A 14,958-nucleotide genomic window follows, 5' to 3' on the forward strand; every position below is an offset into this window, starting at 1 on the left:
AGGCGGCGCCAGGTATGCGGGTGCGGCGGTCAGGCGACCGGGGTGCGGCGGTTCAGGCGACGATCTGCCCGCCGAGCACCACGTGCGTGAGATCGCGCAGCACCCGGTGGTCATCGCGCGGGTCGCCCGGCAGAACCAGCAGGTCCGCGGGGTCGCCGTCCTCCAGCAGCGGTGCGCCGAGGAACCGGCGCGGGGCGAAGGCCGCGGCGGTGAGGATCTCGGAGGCGGTCAGCCCAGCCCGGGCCAGCTCGTCGAGCTCATCGTGAATGATGCCGTGGCCGAGCACTCCCCCGGAATCGGTCCCCACCAGCAGCTGCACCCCGGCGTCAAGGGCGTCCCGGGTGCGGTCGAAGCGCCCGGCCCGCAGGCGCCGCATATGCGCCGCGTAGTCGGGGAACTTGCGTTCACCCTGGCTGGCGTAGGTCTCGAACTCGTCGACGTTCACGAGCGTGGTGATCACGGGGACGCCATCGGCGGCAGCCCGCTCGATGGTCGCGGGAGTGAGGCCGGTCGCGTGCTCGAGGCAGTCGATCCCGGCGTCCAGCACCAGCGGCAGCGTCTCCTCATCGAAGGTGTGGGTGGTGATCCGTGCTCCGGCGGCATGCGCCGCATCGATCGCGGCGGCGAACGTCGGCGCGTCCCAGCAGGGCCGCAGGTCCCCGACCTCACGATCGATCCAGTCGCCGACGAGCTTGACCCAGCCATCGCCGCGGCCCGCCTCGCGGGTGACGGCACCCGGCAGGTCCTCCGGCTCCACTTCGTCGGCGTACCCGATGAGGTAGCGGCGGGTGCGGGCGAGATGTCGGCCGGAGCGCACCAGGCGCGGCAGGTCACCCTGCTGCTGCAGCGGGGAGTTGTCGATGATCGAGCCGGCGTCACGGACCAGCAGCACCCCGGTGTCACGATCGATGATGGCCTGGGCGCGGGCCTCCTCGATAGAGATCCCGCCCCCGCCGTCTCCGATGCCGAGGTGGCAGTGCAGGTCCGCGAGCCCGGGCACGACCGCGCCGCGCAGGGTGCGCACCTCGGTGCCGTGGGGCAGCTCGGGCTTCTCGTGGTGGATGAGCCCGCCGACGACCCAGGCCTCGGGCAGCTCCCGCTGTTCGTCGAGGATCACCGGGCCCGTCAGGTGCAGCACCGGCGCGCCGTCCGGGGCGGGGCGCAGGTAGGAGGGCGTGCGGCGGGCAGGCATCGAGTCACGGAGCATGCCCCGAGCCTACGGGGCGCGGCGCGGCGCGGGGCGGGCGCGGCGCTGGCGGGGCGGGCGAGCCGCGCGCGGGGCCCCCTCCACCCCGCGAAGGAGTCATTTTGAGCCAGAAAATGGCTCAGAATGACTCCTTCGCGCTGGACGCAGTGCACGATACCCCGTGCCCGCATCGATACGTCCTCCACAGTGCCCTGCTGTCCACAATGCGGTGTCCGGGGCGACGAGGGGCGGCGGCCCCTGTCTAGGGTCACAGCATGGCTCTGCGGCATGCACACGATCTTCGCCCGGGCGCGATCTACCAGCGCAAACAGCTTCTCGCCCAGGGTATGCACACCCGGGTCCTCGCCTCGGACCAGATCCTCGCACCGTTGCCCGGTTTCGTGACGCGCGCCGATGCGCCAGCAGACTTGCGCACAACCGTCCGCGCGCTGCAGAAATACGTTGTGCCCGGCGCGCCGATCTCCCATGTCACCGCTGCGGAGTACCTCGGGCTCCCGCTCCCCGCCGGCCTGACACACGCAGACGGCGAGCCACTGCATTGCGCCGTCGAACGCCGGGGCGGTCAGAAAGCCACAGCCCGCATTCGCCTGCATGAGTCGCATCCAATCGTGGCGTTCGATCACCGCGGAGTGAATCTCTTCCATCCGGTGCGTGTTCTGCAGCAACTGAGCCGCCGGTTCTCTCGCGAAGACCTGGTGATCTGCGTCGACGCGCTGGTCACCACGGGGCAGGGGTGTGTCATGCCATGGGCGCTCGAGGATGTTCGGCGAATGGCTGGTCAGCTGCGCGGAGCCGGGGCGCGCGCAGTCGTCGCAGCGACGGCGGAAGCCCGCGAGGGCGTGTGGTCGCCGATGGAGACTCGAGCTCGCCTGCTCCTCATCGACTCCGGGCTACCGGAGCCCGTGCCGAACCTCAAGGTGCGGGACCCGTCGACCGGCCGTCACTACTACGTGGACCTCGCGTATCCGGCAGAACGCATCGCGATCGAGTACGACAGCGACTTCCACCGCGTGGACCGGACGCAATGGCAGAAGGACCTCAGCAAGGACGCGGCGCTGCGGCGCATGGGATGGAGGGTGTTGCGCATCTCCATCGCCGATATTCGCAGGCCGCAGGCTTTTCTCCGCGCCCTGCATGCTGAGCGGGCGGCCTGAGGCGCCGGCGCTGTGCCGTGGATGCAGGCACCGCCGCACGGCCCCACAGCACAGCGCACCCCGCGGCCTCGCGAGGGAGTCGTTTTGAGCCAGATTTTGGCTCAAAACGACTCCCTCGCGAGGTGGAGGCGCGGCGTGGGGCCCTCGCAGGGTGGAGAGGCGCCGGGCCCTCGGGCCGGCGCGCCGCGGGTCAGCGCCCGCCGAGGAGTTTCTGCATCTCCGGCGGCAGCTGGCTGGGGTCGAAATCGCCGAGGTCCGGCATGCCCTGCCCGCCCTGGCCGGCCGCTCCGGCACCGAACGCGGAACCGCCCGCGCCTGCACCGCCCTCGCGGGCCTTCCGCGCGGCTTCTGCCTGCTCGCGCGCTGCCTTGGCGGGGTTCTTCGACTTGGGCTTTCTGCCCTTGCGCTGCGGGGCCTGGCGGCCGCGCGACTTCTTGCCCATGCCCATGCCGGGCCCGCCCGGCATCCCCGGCATGCCGCCGCCAGCCATGCCGCGACCCATCTGCCGCATCATCTGCTGGGCCTGCTTGAACCGCTCGAGCAGCTGGTTGACCTGCTGCACCGTAGTGCCGGAGCCCTTGGCGATGCGGGAGCGGCGCGAGCCGTTGATGATCTTGGGGTTGTTGCGCTCGGCCGGGGTCATCGACCGGATGATCGCCTCAACCTTCCCCAGCTCGGACTCGTCGAAGTTCTCGAGGGCCTCGCGGTACTGCCCCATGTTCGGCAGCATGCCCAGCATCTTCTTGATGGAGCCCATGTTCTTGAGCTGCTGCATCTGGGCCAGGAAGTCATCGAGGGTGAAGTCCTCGCCGCTGGCGAGCTTCTCCGCGGCTTTCTGGGCCTCCTTCTGGTCGAAGGCCTTCTCCGCCTGCTCGATGAGGCTGAGCACGTCACCCATGTCCAGGATGCGGCTGGCCATCCGGTCGGGGTGGAAGCGTTCGAAGTCGTCGAGGCTCTCGCCGGTGGAGGCGAAGAGGATGGGGCGCTCGGTGACGCCGGTGATGGACAGCGCCGCACCGCCGCGGGCATCGCCGTCGAGCTTGGAGAGCACCACGCCGGTGAAGCCCACGCCGTCACGGAACGACTCGGCCACCCGCGCAGCGTCCTGGCCGATCATCGCGTCGACCACGAACAGGGTCTCGTGGGGGTTGATGGCGTCGCGGATGTCCCGCGCCTGCTGCATCATCTCTTCGTCGATGCCGAGGCGGCCCGCGGTGTCGACGATGACGACGTCATGCTGCTGGAACTGGGCGTTGGAGACGCCGTTGAGGGCCACCAGCACGGGGTTGCCCACGCCGTTGCCGGGCTCGGGCGCGAACACTGGCACGCCGGCGCGCTCGCCGACGATCTGCAGCTGGTTCACGGCGTTGGGCCGCTGGAGATCGGCTGCGACCAGCAGCGGGGTGTGCCCCTCGGACTTCATCCACTTCGCGAGCTTGCCGGCCAGGGTGGTCTTACCGGCGCCCTGCAGGCCCGCGAGCATGATGACCGTCGGCGGGTTCTTCGCCCAGTGCAGCTCACCGGTGGCGCCACCCAGGATTTCCACCAGCTCGTCGTTGACGATCTTGACGACCTGCTGGGCAGGGTTCAGGGCCTTGGAGACCTCTTCGCCGAGCGCCCGCTCCCGGACCCGCCCGGTGAACTCGCGGACGACGGAGACGGCGACGTCGGCGTCCAGCAGCGCACGCCGAATCTCGCGGATCGTCTTGTCGACGTCCGCTTCGGTGAGCCGGCCGTGGCCGCGCAGTCCCTTCAGCGACGCTGTGATGCGATCGGAGAGGTTGTTGAACACGAAGCGATTCCCCTTGGTGGTGCGGACCGCCCCAGTGTAGTGGCCGCCCCGCGGCGGCACCCGGTGCACCCGGGAGAGAACCGCCACGACCGTCGGCTCTCGTGCGCCCCGGTCCAGGGCCGATGCGCCTTTCGGCGGATGGCGCAGCCATGCGGCGCAGGCCAGGCCGCTCGCGTCCAGCTCAGGCCAGGCCGTCGGCTCCCAGCCCAGGCCAGGCCACCGGCTCCCAGCTCAGGCCGGGCCGCCGCTCTCCCCCGGCGCCTTGGGCCCCGGCGTCCTGGGCCCCGGCCTCTCAGCCCTCCAGCAGGGCGTCGACGAAGCCGTACGGGTCAAACGGCGTGAGGTCATCCATGCCCTCGCCGAGCCCGACCATCTTCACCGGCACGCCGAGCTCCCGCTGGACGTTGACGACGATGCCGCCCTTGGCGGTGCCGTCGAGCTTGGTCAGCACGATGCCGGTGATGCTCACGGCCTCGGCGAACACGCGCGCCTGCTGCATGCCGTTCTGTCCGGTGGTGGCGTCGATGACCAGGAGTACCTCGGCGACGGTGTCTCCATGCAGGCCCTTCTCGGCCACGCGGCGCACCTTGCCGAGCTGATCCATCAGACCCTTCTTGTTCTGCAGCCGCCCGGCGGTGTCGATGATGACGACGTCGGCGCCCTGCTCGATGCCCTCCTTGACGGCGTCGAAGGCGACGGCGGCGGGGTCGGCGCCGTCGCGGTCGGAGCGGACGGTGTCCACGCCGACGCGGGAGCCCCAGGTGGCGAGCTGATCCGCGGCGGCGGCGCGGAAAGTGTCGGCGGCGCCGAGGACGACGCTGCGCTCAGCAGCGACGAGGACGCGGGCGAGCTTGCCGACGGTGGTGGTCTTGCCGGTGCCGTTGACGCCGACCATGAGCAGCACGGAGGGCACTTCGGTGCCGTCGGGTGCGGTGCGGCGGGTGGCGGCGACTCGGCGGTCCAGCTCGGGGTTGACGAGGGTGATGAGCTCCTCGCGCAGCACGTCGCGCACGGCCACGGGGTCGTCGGTGCCGAGCACCTGGATGCGGCGGCGCAGGTTCTGCATCATCTCGTCGGTGGCGTCGGGGCCGAGGTCCGCCAGCAGCAGCGTCTCCTCGATCTCATCCCAGGTGTCCTCGTCCACACCGCCGCGGGTGAGGAGGGTGAGGATGCCGCGGCCGATAGCGCCGGAGCGGGAGAGTCGCTCGCGCAGGCGGACCATGCGGTCGCCGGGCGCCTCGGGGGTCTCGATGACAGGGCCGACGGGGGCTGCCGGCTCCGCGGGAGCGACGGGCTCCGCGGGAGCGACGGGCTCAGCCGGTGCGGCGGACTGTGCCGACGGGTCCTGTTCGACCGGCGCTGCTGTGTCCGTGGGCGCATCGGACGGCGCGGGGGCCGTGGGAGTGGCAAGGGGATCGGCCGACGGGGCCATCTCACCCGTGGGCTCGGTCGGCGCCGGGGGCTGTGCCGGGTCGGCCTGCTCGACGCCCGGCGCCGGGGCGGTCTGCTCGTCGCTCGGTCGCGGCGGCGCGGGGGCGGAGAGCGTGTCATCCCAGGTGGGGGCGGCGGGCCGTTCCTTGACGGCGGTGGCGGTGCTGCCGCCGGAGGTGCTGCGAGAATCCTTCGTGTCCTCGCCGGGCTGATCGGAGGAGCCGGAGCGCGTGCGGTGCCGGATCCACGCCCAGGCACCGGCGCCGAGGACGACGATCCCGCCGCCACCACCGGCGATCAGGGCTAGTAGGGCATCAGGCTCCACGGGTCACCTCCGAGGTCGACGGGGCCGGCATGCGGCGGGACAGCAGACAGTCTAGGCAGAGGCGCGGGCACGCCCCGCCCCCGCGCACAGCCACCACGCCACAGCCACGCCACGCCCCGCGAGCACGCTCGAGCCGTGCGGTCACTCGCCCGTGCGGGAGCGGTGGCGAGTCTCCGGGGCACGCTGGTCGCGGCGCTCACGGGAGGAGCGCAGATGCGGCAGCGCGACGGCGACGAGGATCCCCGCTGCCAGCAGCAGGGCCAGCAGCAGGAAGATCACGGTGACGATCATCGCGCTCATGGGCTCACCGGCACGGTCTTGGGGCGGCGGGTCGGGCTCAGCCGAGCTCGGGGAACCAGATCGCGATCTCGCGGGCGGCGGACTCCTCGGAGTCGGAGCCGTGCACGAGGTTCTGGATCACCGGCAGGTCGAGCTCGCAGGCGAGGTCGCCGCGGATGGTGCCGGGAGCGGCCTCGGTGGGATTGGTGGCACCGGCCAGGGAGCGGAACCCGGGAATGGCGTTCACGCCCTCGACCACGAGGGCCACCAGCGGCGCGGACCCCATGTACTCCACGAGACCGGGGTAGAACGGCTTGCCCTCATGCTCGGCGTAGTGCGCGGCCAGCTCCTCGGCGGTGGCGGTGCGCTGAGCGAGGGCGATGATGTCGTAGCCCTTGGCCTCGATGCGGCGGATGATCTCGCCGCGCAGCTGGCGCTGGACGGCATCGGGCTTGAGCAGGACGAGGGTGCGCTGTGCGGTCATGGCACCAGGGTAACGGCCGGGCGCTGGTGCTCAGTCATCGCGCTGGGCGAGCACCCGGGCGTCGACCGCGTCCTTCTCCGCATCGAGCTGGTGACCCTTGATCGCGCCGTAGGCGTACAGCGCTGCGAAGGCGAGACCCACCACCCACATGGCGCTGACCTGCAGACCCAGCAGCACCACGGGGATCTGGAGGGCGAATCCCAGCCAGTATGCCCAGGCTCCGCGGCGCAGCAGCCCCGAGGCGAGCACCAGGGCGACCACGGTCGCAATCCCCCAAGCCCAGGTGAGCACGCGGTCTTCGCGCACCAGCTGATGGGCGACGAGAACGGCGAAGAATACGACGAACGCCTCGATGATCAGCACGGTGGCGCTGATCGCACGCTGCGCCCCGTGGGGGCGGGTCGAGGGGGTGAGATCCAGCGGCATGCTCACGCCTCCCCGTCGGCGCACAGCAGGTCCCGCACTTCGGCGGCGAGGGTGACGGATCCGGCGACGACGACCCCACCGAACTGGTCTCCGCCCTCTTCGGCGAGGTCGACGGCGGCCTGGATCGCATCGGGCAGGTTCGCCTCCTCGATCACGCGGTCCTCGTCGTCGAACACGTCGCGGGCGAGGTCCGCGAGCTGGTCGGCGGGGATGGCGCGCGGGGAGCTCGAGCGGGTGATGACCACGGTGTCCAGGAGGGGTTCGAGGACGGCGAGGATCTCGGTGGCGTCTTTCTCCTGCAGGATGCCGACCAGGCCGATGGTGCGGGTGAAGCGGAAATTCTCGCGGACAGTCTCGACGAGGGTCTGGGCGCCGGCAGGGTTGTGTGCGGCGTCGACGAGGATCGTCGGCGCCTGGCGGACCACCTCGGCGCGGCCTGGGGAGGTGATGGTGGACAGCGACGCATGCAGCAGCTCGCCGTCCAGGGCGGTGCGGCCATCGCCCAGCAGCGCCTCGGCCGCGGCGACGGCGAGCAGGGCGTTGCTGGCCTGATGCTCGCCCAGCAGGGAGAGGAACACCTGCTCGTAGCGACCGGCGATGCCCTGCAGGGTGAGCATCTGCCCTCCCACCCCGGGGGTGCGGGAGGTGACACCGATCTGCTGGCCCTCGATCGCGGCCTCGGCGCCGAGCGCGGTGATGCGCTCGAGCAGCACATCGGCGGCGTCCTCGAAGGGCTGGTCGGCGATGATGGCGGTGGCTTCGCGGGTGAGGATTCCGGCCTTCTCCCCCGCGATCTCGGCGATGGTATCCCCCAGATAGTCCTGGTGGTCCAGGGAGATGGGGTTGATGACCGTGACGTCCGGGCTGATCGCACCGGTGGCATCCCAGGTGCCGCCGAGTCCCGTCTCGATCACGGCGACGTCCACGGGGGCCGAGGCGAAGGCCTGGAAGGCCATGGCGGTGAGGTATTCGAAATACGTCAGCGGCGGGCCGCCAGCCTGCGCGGACTGCGCGTCGATGATCTGCGCGAAGGGTGCGACGTCCTCGTAAGCCTGGATGAAGCCGTCCTCGTCGATGGGGGCACCGTCGATTGCGATCCGCTCGGTGGGCGAATGCAGGTGGGGGCTGGTGGTGCGTCCGGTGCGCAGACCGGCCTCGCGCAGGATCCGTTCCAGGATGCGGGCGGTGGTGGTCTTGCCGTTGGTGCCCGCGATGCGGATGGACCGGTAGGAGTTTTGCGGGTTGCCCATGAGGTCCATCAGGCGCGTGATGCGGCTCAGGTCCGGTTCGATGCGGTTCTCCGGGGCGCGGGCAAGCAGGGCCGCGTACACCTCGCGCAGCTGCGGCGAGATCGCCGGACGGGACGGTCGGGGCACGAAGCGGCTCCTCGGGGTCGACAGGGATGGATCGGGCGGCGCTCAGTCTACGAGGGCGAACGGGACCGACGGTTGTAGACCAGGGACGACGGGGCGGGGCGGACGACCTCTCCTCCACAAAGCCCCCTTATCCACATCGGAGCCCCTACCCATGATTCGGCGCTCCGTGCGCTTCTACGCTCCCGGCACGAGGACGGGACGGGTTGTGGCCAAGGAGGCGGATGATGGTCCAGCGGCAGGCGAGGCTCCCCGCGACGGCGAGCGCGCCGGGGGCGGGCAGCTGTGCGTTCGATGCTCGCGAGCTGCCGGGCGCAGCAGTGCCATGGCGCACTGAGAAGCGTCGCTGCACCGCGGCGCCCCAGCTGGAGTCCGTGCGATGAGCAGCTTCTGGGGGATGGCACCGCAGCAGGCCCGCGATCACGGCCAACGGGTGATGCGCGCTGCGGGAGCACTCGAGCGACTCCGGGACCGAGTGGACTGCGCAGTGCACGCGGTGGCGTGGACCGGGGAGGACGCGGAGACGTTCCAGGCTTCCTGGGAGTCCGTGGCCGCCCGGGACCTGGCCGATGCCCAGCGAACGCTCCGGCGGTATGCCCTCGAGCTGTACGTCCACGCCGCGGAGCAGGAGGCGGCCTCCGATCCGACCGGAGCCATGTCTTCTCAGTCTCCGCGTGGCGCGACGGACAGGGGAACCATCGGGCCTGGCCGGGATGGCTCGGGGTATCTGGACCGCGATAACCCGTGGATTCCGAACTGGCTCGAGGCTCCCGCGGAGGGCGCGATGTCGCATCTGGCTGGGCTGGTGTCCGACGGGATCGGCTGGGGCGCGGACGCGCTGCTGGGCGGTCTGGTCTGGAGCGCCGGGACGCTGGGATGGGATCTCGACGGCATCGAGCAGGCGCGCGGAGACCTGGAGCATCTCGGTGGTCTGCTCGAGGACACCGCAACCGGCGAGCGCATGCCGACCATCAGCGAGCTCGGTGCCAGTGCGATCCTCGCTGGCGGCTCGATGGCGCTCGCTCCGGTGGAGCTCGTCACCGACACTGGGCTGCTGGATCCGCGCACGGACGTCGAGGTTCACCGGATCCGTGAGGTCCAGGATCCGAGCACTCCGCAGACTCTCGCGGACCTTGTGTACACCCATGACGAAGCACGCCGGGAGATGTTCGGCCTCGCTGCACCAGGCGGCGGGTTCGACCCGACAGCCGCTGGCCAGATCCGCATTCAGACGGTGCGGCAGGCTGATGGCAGCGCGGGATACATCGTGTACGCCCCGCCGACCGGTGGCGAGCCGATCTGGGCTCCCGATGCGTGGGGTGCCCAGGGCAACTCGGCGGGGTGGGATTCTAATCTGCGGTCGATGGCGGGCCAAGAGTCCGCGGCCATGGCCGATGTCCGGGGAGCGCTGGAGGCGGCTGGCGTCCCGCCTGGTGCGGAGGTGATGTTCGTGGGGCATTCACAGGGCGGTCTCACCGCCGCGCAGCTGGCCGCAGATCCCCTGTTCAACAACACCAGTGGCGCACCGGGCTCCTACACCGTGACCCACAGCTTCTCCATCGGCTCCCCTGTGGAGACGGTGGCCCCGGCACAGGCCGGGACCCAGGTGATCAATGTGGCGCACAACCCGGTCTGGGCTGACCCGCCGCAGGGCCTCGGGGCCCTCTCACCTGCTCCGATGTTGACCCATATAGCCGACCCGGTGCCGCGCCTGGACCTGAACGGCTTTCGCCTCGACGGCTCGCGCATCGGCGCACCGAATGTGCGGGACGTGTGGCTCGACGCCCCCGTCCAGACCTACGACTCCGCCTCGCAGATCCACAATGCCCACAACAGCGTGCTGCGGACGTCCTCGAACCAGGTGGATCCCACGGCTGGGTATTACGGCTCCGTCCGTCAGGGCACCGCAAGGCACCCGGCCCTTCGCGGGCTGCAGGAGGACATCGAAGGGCGGTACATCGGCCCCGGCGTCACGGTCATCAAAGACCAGGTGGTCGAGGTAGGGCGCGATGACCTGCGCTGATCCGACCCGTACGGCTCGCTGCGCCCACCGTGCCTCCATGCCCGGGATCGCACCGGAGGGAAGAGCTAGATCAGTCGAGCCCGTACCGGGAGTACAGCATCTGGGCGGGGGACTGCCGCACGATCAGATGTCATTTGGGGTATCAGGCCGTGAGGCTCACGGCCGGGTTCATGATGGCCTCGTATTCGATGGGGGGGCAATCGGCCCAGGCGGGCCTGCCTGCGGCGTCGGTGGTAGGTCCGCTCGATCCAGGTGATGATCTCGATCCGGAGCTCTTCTCGGGTCCGCCAGCGCTTGCGGTCCAGGACGTTCTTCTGGAGCAGTGCGAAGAAGGACTCCATCGCGGCGTTGTCCCCGTCAGCACCGACTTGCCCCATCGAACCGATGAGGTGATGACGGTTCAGAGCGTGCACGATCTTCCGTGATCGGAACTGGGATCCGCGGTCCGAGTGCACGATGCAGCCAGCGACGTTACCCCGGCGGGAAGCGGCGTTGTCCAGGGCGTTCACCGCCAGACGCGCCTTCATCCGGGAGTCCATGGAGTAGCCGACGATCCGGCCGGAGAACACGTCCTTGATGGCGCAGAAGTAGAGCTTGCCCTCAGCAGTGGGGTGTTCGGAGGGGCACCTCCCGCTGCGATCATGCGCGGAGCGCGCAGCGGGGGAATGTCAGTCAGCCACAGCTCGTTGACGTCATCAGCAGTGAAGTCGCGCTTGATCAGGTCGTCGTGGACCGGTGGTCCCGGGCGCTTCCCGTTCTTGTCGCGCTTCTGCCCGAACACGGACCACCACTGGTTGTCCCGGCAGAACCGCCACGCGGTCCTCTCACACATCTTCTCGCCGACCTCGGCGGCTTCGTCGACCAGGAGCCGGTAGCCGTACTCGGGGTCGTCGTCGTGGGCGTCCAACAGGGCGTTGGCACGGTAAGCCTCGATCAGTTCGGCTGCTGGTGGCGCCAGCGGTAGTAGGGCTGGCGGGAGAGCTTCAGGACCCGCAGGGACACCGTGACGGGGATCCCGTCGACGGAGAGATCGCTAACGAGCGGGTAGAGGAGCCTTTTCCCGGCAGGTTCGCCTGGGACAGGTAGGCCCCGGCGCGGCGGAAGACCTCGTTCTCCTGCTGAAGCAGCCGGATCTGCTTGCCCGTCTCGCGCAGCTCGGTCGATTCCTCCCGGGTCCTGCCGGGGCGGCTGCCGTCGTCGATATCGGCTTGGCGGATCCATTTGTGGAGCGTCATCTCGTGGACGCCGAAGTCCTTCGCGATCTGCGCGATCGTGATGCCGTCCTCACGGGACCGGGCCACCCGCACGACATCGTCGCGGAACTCCTGGGGATAGGGAACGGGCATAGTGCACGTCCTTCCAGGCCGCCCAACGGGCAAGCCAGATCGGATGTCACCTATCCGAGCGGCAGACCCGAGCTCGCCTCGCTGGCTCGACGCTTGACACCTGTGATGGCAAGCTGTAAGTTACTCACACCGGCAGTCCTAAACGTTTAGGGAGGTGTTGAGCGATGAAGCCCACGATGGCCGACGTCAGTCGTCGCAGCGGACTCAGTGTCTGGACTGTGTCGCAAGTTCTCAACGGCAAGCCCGGCGTCTCCGAGAAGAGCCAACAGGCCGTTCACGACGCCGCACTCGATCTGGGCTATGTCGTCAACAGCGCTGCGCGCGACCTCAAACGCAACCGCCGTAGCGGAATCTCAGTGATCACCGCCAGCACCGAGAACAGTTACTACATCGACCTCGTGCAGGGAATTTACGCCGAACTATTAGGATCTCCTCACACCGCGATGGTCTCTGACATCGCTTCCAAGGGGCACTACACACCAAGCACCGAGGACCAGACCATTCAGACCGTGCTCGGGACGCGGCCGGCAGGACTCATCACGACCCTCCCCCTGTCCGCCAAGAACCTCGACCTCCTTAGGCGGTGGGAGGTTTATGTAGTCTTCGTCGACTCACCCCCTCCTCCCGAAGCCGGCGGCGCAGCGAGCGTCACCACGGACAACCTGCAGGCAAGCACTGACCTTGGCGACCATCTCGGGATGCACGGCTATCGCGACTGGGTCTGCGTCATGTATCCGTCGCGGTGGCCTACCCGTGCACCCCGGGTGGAGGGGCTGCGCGCAGCAGCCCTACGGCACAGCGCGACCCTGACCATCCTGGACGCGGAGAACGATCCCGGGTCGGCCGCCGCAGCCCTCTCGGAGCACCTGGCGTCCGGAGCGCGGCCCGATGCCGTCATCGCAGGCAACAACCCTCTACTGCAAGGGGTAATGGGTGCACTGTCAGCGCACTCGCTGCTCGCCGCGAAGGATGTAGGCCTCGTCTCGTTCGACGAGTTCGCCTGGGCCCCTCTCACCACGCCGTCGATGACCGTGATCGACGAGAACGCCTCTCTAATCGGCAGACGAGCCGCCGCTCTACTGCTGGAACTGATCGAACGTCGCAAGACCGCCGAGAAGTCGGCCGTATTCTCCGACACCTACCTCCCAGAGGACCGGATCGTCATGCCCGCCAAGCTGACGATTCGCGAGTCCTGCGGATGTCTCGCCTGACCCGACTCTGAACCCGCCACCATCCCGTCTCCGACACCACGACAAGGACGTCATGAAGATCAGCCGAAGAACCACTCTCGGCGCCGCCTTTGCAGCAACAGCTTTCGGGCTGACTGCCTGCACGACCGGCGACGAAGCCGTGAAGCCACGCACTACGAAGATCGAGTCGATCGGCTTGATGGTGCAGGACATGTCCAATCCCTTCTTCGCCGCGATGGAGAAGGGCGCGCAAGACGCTGCACGTGAACTAGGCGCTAACCTAAACGTTCAGGATGCGCAGCTGGATCTCGCCGAGCAGTACAACCAAATCGACAACTTCATACTGCAAGGCGTCGACCTCATCGTCATCAGCGCCATCGACAGCGAAGGCATCGCGCCCGCAATCACGCGAGCCCAGAACAACGGCGCGATCGTCATCGCCGTCGACTCCGCCGCCGACGGAGCCGACGCAACCGTGATGACGGACGCCGTCGAAGCTGGCGAGATCTCCGCCCGATACCTGTTCGAACAGATGGGCGGCGCCGGCAGGATCCTCATCGTCGACGGGACTCCCCTACAGACGATCCGCGACCGCGTCACCGGGTGCATGAACGTCCTCGAAGAGTTCCCCGACATCGAAATAGCCGGTCACCAGTCCTCCAACAACGACCGCGCCTCTGGACTCACCGTCACCACCGACATGCTCACCTCCGCCCCAGACGTCACCGGCATCTGGGCAATGAACGACCCTTCAGCACTCGGCGCAGTGCTCGCCGTCGAACAAGCCGGGCTCACCGACCAGATCATTGTCACGGGCATCGACGGCAGCCCCGAAGCCGTCGAGGAACTCAAACGCCCCACCACCCCGTTCATCGGCTTCGCCACCCAGGACCCCGCCGAGATGGTGCGGCAAGGCGTCAAAGCGGCCCAGGACATCGTCGCCGGGAATCCCCCCAGCGAGCCCACCATCCTCATCTCCAGCGAGCTCTACACCCACGAGACCATCGACACCTACGAAGGCTGGTGAGCACCGTGGCCACACAGCAGAACCTCCACGACCCCTCTCCCCGACCATTGCTACAGCTGCGAGGAATCTCCAAACGCTACGGAGCAACTCAAGCACTGGACGACGTCCACCTCGACCTCTACCCCGGCGAAATCCATGCACTCATGGGCGAGAACGGGGCCGGGAAGTCAACCCTCATGAAGATCCTCGCCGGAAACGAACCCCGCGACGCCGGGAAACTCATCTTCGATGGGCACGAGATCGAAATCGCCTCCCCCGCAGCAGCGACCAAGCACGGCATTGCGATCATCCATCAGGAGCTCAACACCGTCCCGGACATGACCGTCGCCGAGAACCTAGCACTCGGCCACGAACCGAGAACCCCTTTGGGAACGCTCGACCGCAAGCGCATGCTCGCCGACGCCCGCGCGAAGCTGGCCCTGATCGGCGCGACGGTAGACCCGCGCACTCCCCTCGGCCGACTCAGCGTCGGCATGCAGCAGATGGTCGAGATTGCCCGCGCCGTCGGTGAGGACGCCCGAGTCCTCGTCCTGGACGAACCCACCGCGGCACTTTCCCGCAGCGAATCGGAACAGCTCTATGAGCTGGTCGAAGAAATGCGGGACAAAGGAGTCGCTCTGGTGTTCATCTCGCACCGTATGGAGGAGGTTTGGAGGCTCGCCGACCGCCTCACCGTATTCCGTGACGGCAAGCTCGTCGGCACCCGCGACAAGGAAGCGATCGAGCCCGCCGACGTCGTCCGAATGATGGTCGGGCGCGACGTGGACGACCTATCCTCGATCTTTCATGGTGCTGCTGAGCGGCGGTGTCCGGCGTCGTTGCCGGTGTGCGCGAGCTGATTGTGGCATGAGGGTGTGACGGTCCGCCGCGTGTCGGTCGCGGTGGTCGGGCGTTCCGGTGC

12 protein-coding genes and 1 pseudogene are annotated in these 14,958 nt (G+C 68.8%); 5 read left to right on the top strand and 8 right to left on the bottom strand.

What is annotated here, in order from left to right:
• Positions 1 to 52 precede the first annotated feature (52 nt).
• Positions 53 to 1,192 carry an amidohydrolase family protein gene (locus MU407_RS07975; protein ID WP_246956629.1) on the bottom strand — a complete coding sequence of 380 codons (1,140 nt, stop codon included), beginning with the start codon at positions 1,190 to 1,192 and terminating at the stop codon, positions 53 to 55.
• A gap of 269 nt (positions 1,193 to 1,461) precedes the next feature.
• Between MU407_RS07975 and MU407_RS07980 the strand changes: the two genes are divergently transcribed.
• Positions 1,462 to 2,361 (top strand): DUF559 domain-containing protein, encoded by a 900-nt coding sequence (locus MU407_RS07980; protein WP_102236639.1) that lies wholly within the window; start codon positions 1,462 to 1,464, stop codon positions 2,359 to 2,361.
• Positions 2,362 to 2,551: 190 nt separating this feature from the next.
• Here MU407_RS07980 and ffh read toward each other — a convergent pair whose 3' ends face one another.
• The 6 genes from ffh to MU407_RS08010 form a co-directional block, all read right to left on the bottom strand.
• Entirely contained in the window at positions 2,552 to 4,153 is a 1,602-nt protein-coding gene (gene ffh, locus MU407_RS07985; RefSeq protein ID WP_246956630.1) for a signal recognition particle protein, read from the bottom strand.
• Between the two features lie 292 nt (positions 4,154 to 4,445).
• Positions 4,446 to 5,909 (bottom strand): signal recognition particle-docking protein FtsY, encoded by a 1,464-nt coding sequence (gene ftsY, locus MU407_RS07990; RefSeq protein WP_246956623.1) that lies wholly within the window; start codon positions 5,907 to 5,909, stop codon positions 4,446 to 4,448.
• A gap of 141 nt (positions 5,910 to 6,050) precedes the next feature.
• The gene (locus tag MU407_RS07995; protein ID WP_158239438.1) at positions 6,051 to 6,209 is read right to left on the bottom strand and encodes a hypothetical protein; all 159 of its coding nucleotides are present in this window, start codon (positions 6,207 to 6,209) and stop codon (positions 6,051 to 6,053) included.
• Between the two features lie 37 nt (positions 6,210 to 6,246).
• Positions 6,247 to 6,672, bottom strand: coding sequence for a nucleoside-diphosphate kinase (gene ndk, locus MU407_RS08000; protein WP_102236641.1), 426 nt, complete (start codon positions 6,670 to 6,672; stop codon positions 6,247 to 6,249).
• Between the two features lie 30 nt (positions 6,673 to 6,702).
• Positions 6,703 to 7,098 carry a DUF4233 domain-containing protein gene (locus MU407_RS08005; RefSeq protein WP_246956631.1) on the bottom strand — a complete coding sequence of 132 codons (396 nt, stop codon included), beginning with the start codon at positions 7,096 to 7,098 and terminating at the stop codon, positions 6,703 to 6,705.
• 2 nt (positions 7,099 to 7,100) lie between these two features.
• Entirely contained in the window at positions 7,101 to 8,474 is a 1,374-nt protein-coding gene (locus MU407_RS08010) for a folylpolyglutamate synthase/dihydrofolate synthase family protein (protein WP_246956624.1), read from the bottom strand.
• A gap of 376 nt (positions 8,475 to 8,850) precedes the next feature.
• Between MU407_RS08010 and MU407_RS08015 the strand changes: the two genes are divergently transcribed.
• A complete protein-coding gene (locus tag MU407_RS08015) occupies positions 8,851 to 10,494 on the top strand; it encodes a hypothetical protein (protein WP_246956625.1) in 1,644 nt (547 codons plus the stop codon).
• A gap of 142 nt (positions 10,495 to 10,636) precedes the next feature.
• Here MU407_RS08015 and MU407_RS08020 read toward each other — a convergent pair.
• Positions 10,637 to 11,840, bottom strand: a pseudogene (locus MU407_RS08020) (IS3 family transposase).
• Positions 11,841 to 12,004: 164 nt separating this feature from the next.
• Here MU407_RS08020 and MU407_RS08025 point away from each other — a divergent pair.
• From MU407_RS08025 to MU407_RS08035, 3 genes are read left to right on the top strand one after another with little or no spacing between them, the layout of a single operon-like run.
• The gene (locus MU407_RS08025) at positions 12,005 to 13,051 is read left to right on the top strand and encodes a LacI family DNA-binding transcriptional regulator (RefSeq protein ID WP_246956626.1); all 1,047 of its coding nucleotides are present in this window, start codon (positions 12,005 to 12,007) and stop codon (positions 13,049 to 13,051) included.
• Between the two features lie 52 nt (positions 13,052 to 13,103).
• Complete coding sequence (locus tag MU407_RS08030; RefSeq protein WP_246956627.1) at positions 13,104 to 14,057, top strand: ABC transporter substrate-binding protein; 954 nt, start codon at positions 13,104 to 13,106, stop codon at positions 14,055 to 14,057.
• Positions 14,054 to 14,896 carry a sugar ABC transporter ATP-binding protein gene (locus tag MU407_RS08035; RefSeq protein WP_246956628.1) on the top strand — a complete coding sequence of 281 codons (843 nt, stop codon included), beginning with the start codon at positions 14,054 to 14,056 and terminating at the stop codon, positions 14,894 to 14,896. The genes MU407_RS08030 and MU407_RS08035 overlap by 4 nt, the downstream gene beginning before the upstream one ends.
• The last annotated feature ends 62 nt before the right edge of the window (positions 14,897 to 14,958 follow it).

The organism is Brachybacterium sp. Marseille-Q7125, assembly GCF_023062615.1.
Classification (GTDB): domain Bacteria; phylum Actinomycetota; class Actinomycetes; order Actinomycetales; family Dermabacteraceae; genus Brachybacterium.

Excerpts from the sequence above, each read along its gene's own strand:
- MU407_RS07975 (WP_246956629.1), bottom strand. The coding sequence starts at position 1,192 with ATGCCTGCCCGCCGCACGCCCTCCTACCTGCGCCCCGCCCCGGACGGC.
- MU407_RS07980 (WP_102236639.1), top strand. The coding sequence starts at position 1,462 with ATGGCTCTGCGGCATGCACACGATCTTCGCCCGGGCGCGATCTACCAG.
- MU407_RS07995 (WP_158239438.1), bottom strand. The coding sequence starts at position 6,209 with ATGAGCGCGATGATCGTCACCGTGATCTTCCTGCTGCTGGCCCTGCTG.
- ndk (WP_102236641.1), bottom strand. The coding sequence starts at position 6,672 with ATGACCGCACAGCGCACCCTCGTCCTGCTCAAGCCCGATGCCGTCCAG.
- MU407_RS08005 (WP_246956631.1), bottom strand. The coding sequence starts at position 7,098 with ATGCCGCTGGATCTCACCCCCTCGACCCGCCCCCACGGGGCGCAGCGT.
- MU407_RS08015 (WP_246956625.1), top strand. The coding sequence starts at position 8,851 with ATGAGCAGCTTCTGGGGGATGGCACCGCAGCAGGCCCGCGATCACGGC.
- MU407_RS08025 (WP_246956626.1), top strand. The coding sequence starts at position 12,005 with ATGAAGCCCACGATGGCCGACGTCAGTCGTCGCAGCGGACTCAGTGTC.
- MU407_RS08030 (WP_246956627.1), top strand. The coding sequence starts at position 13,104 with ATGAAGATCAGCCGAAGAACCACTCTCGGCGCCGCCTTTGCAGCAACA.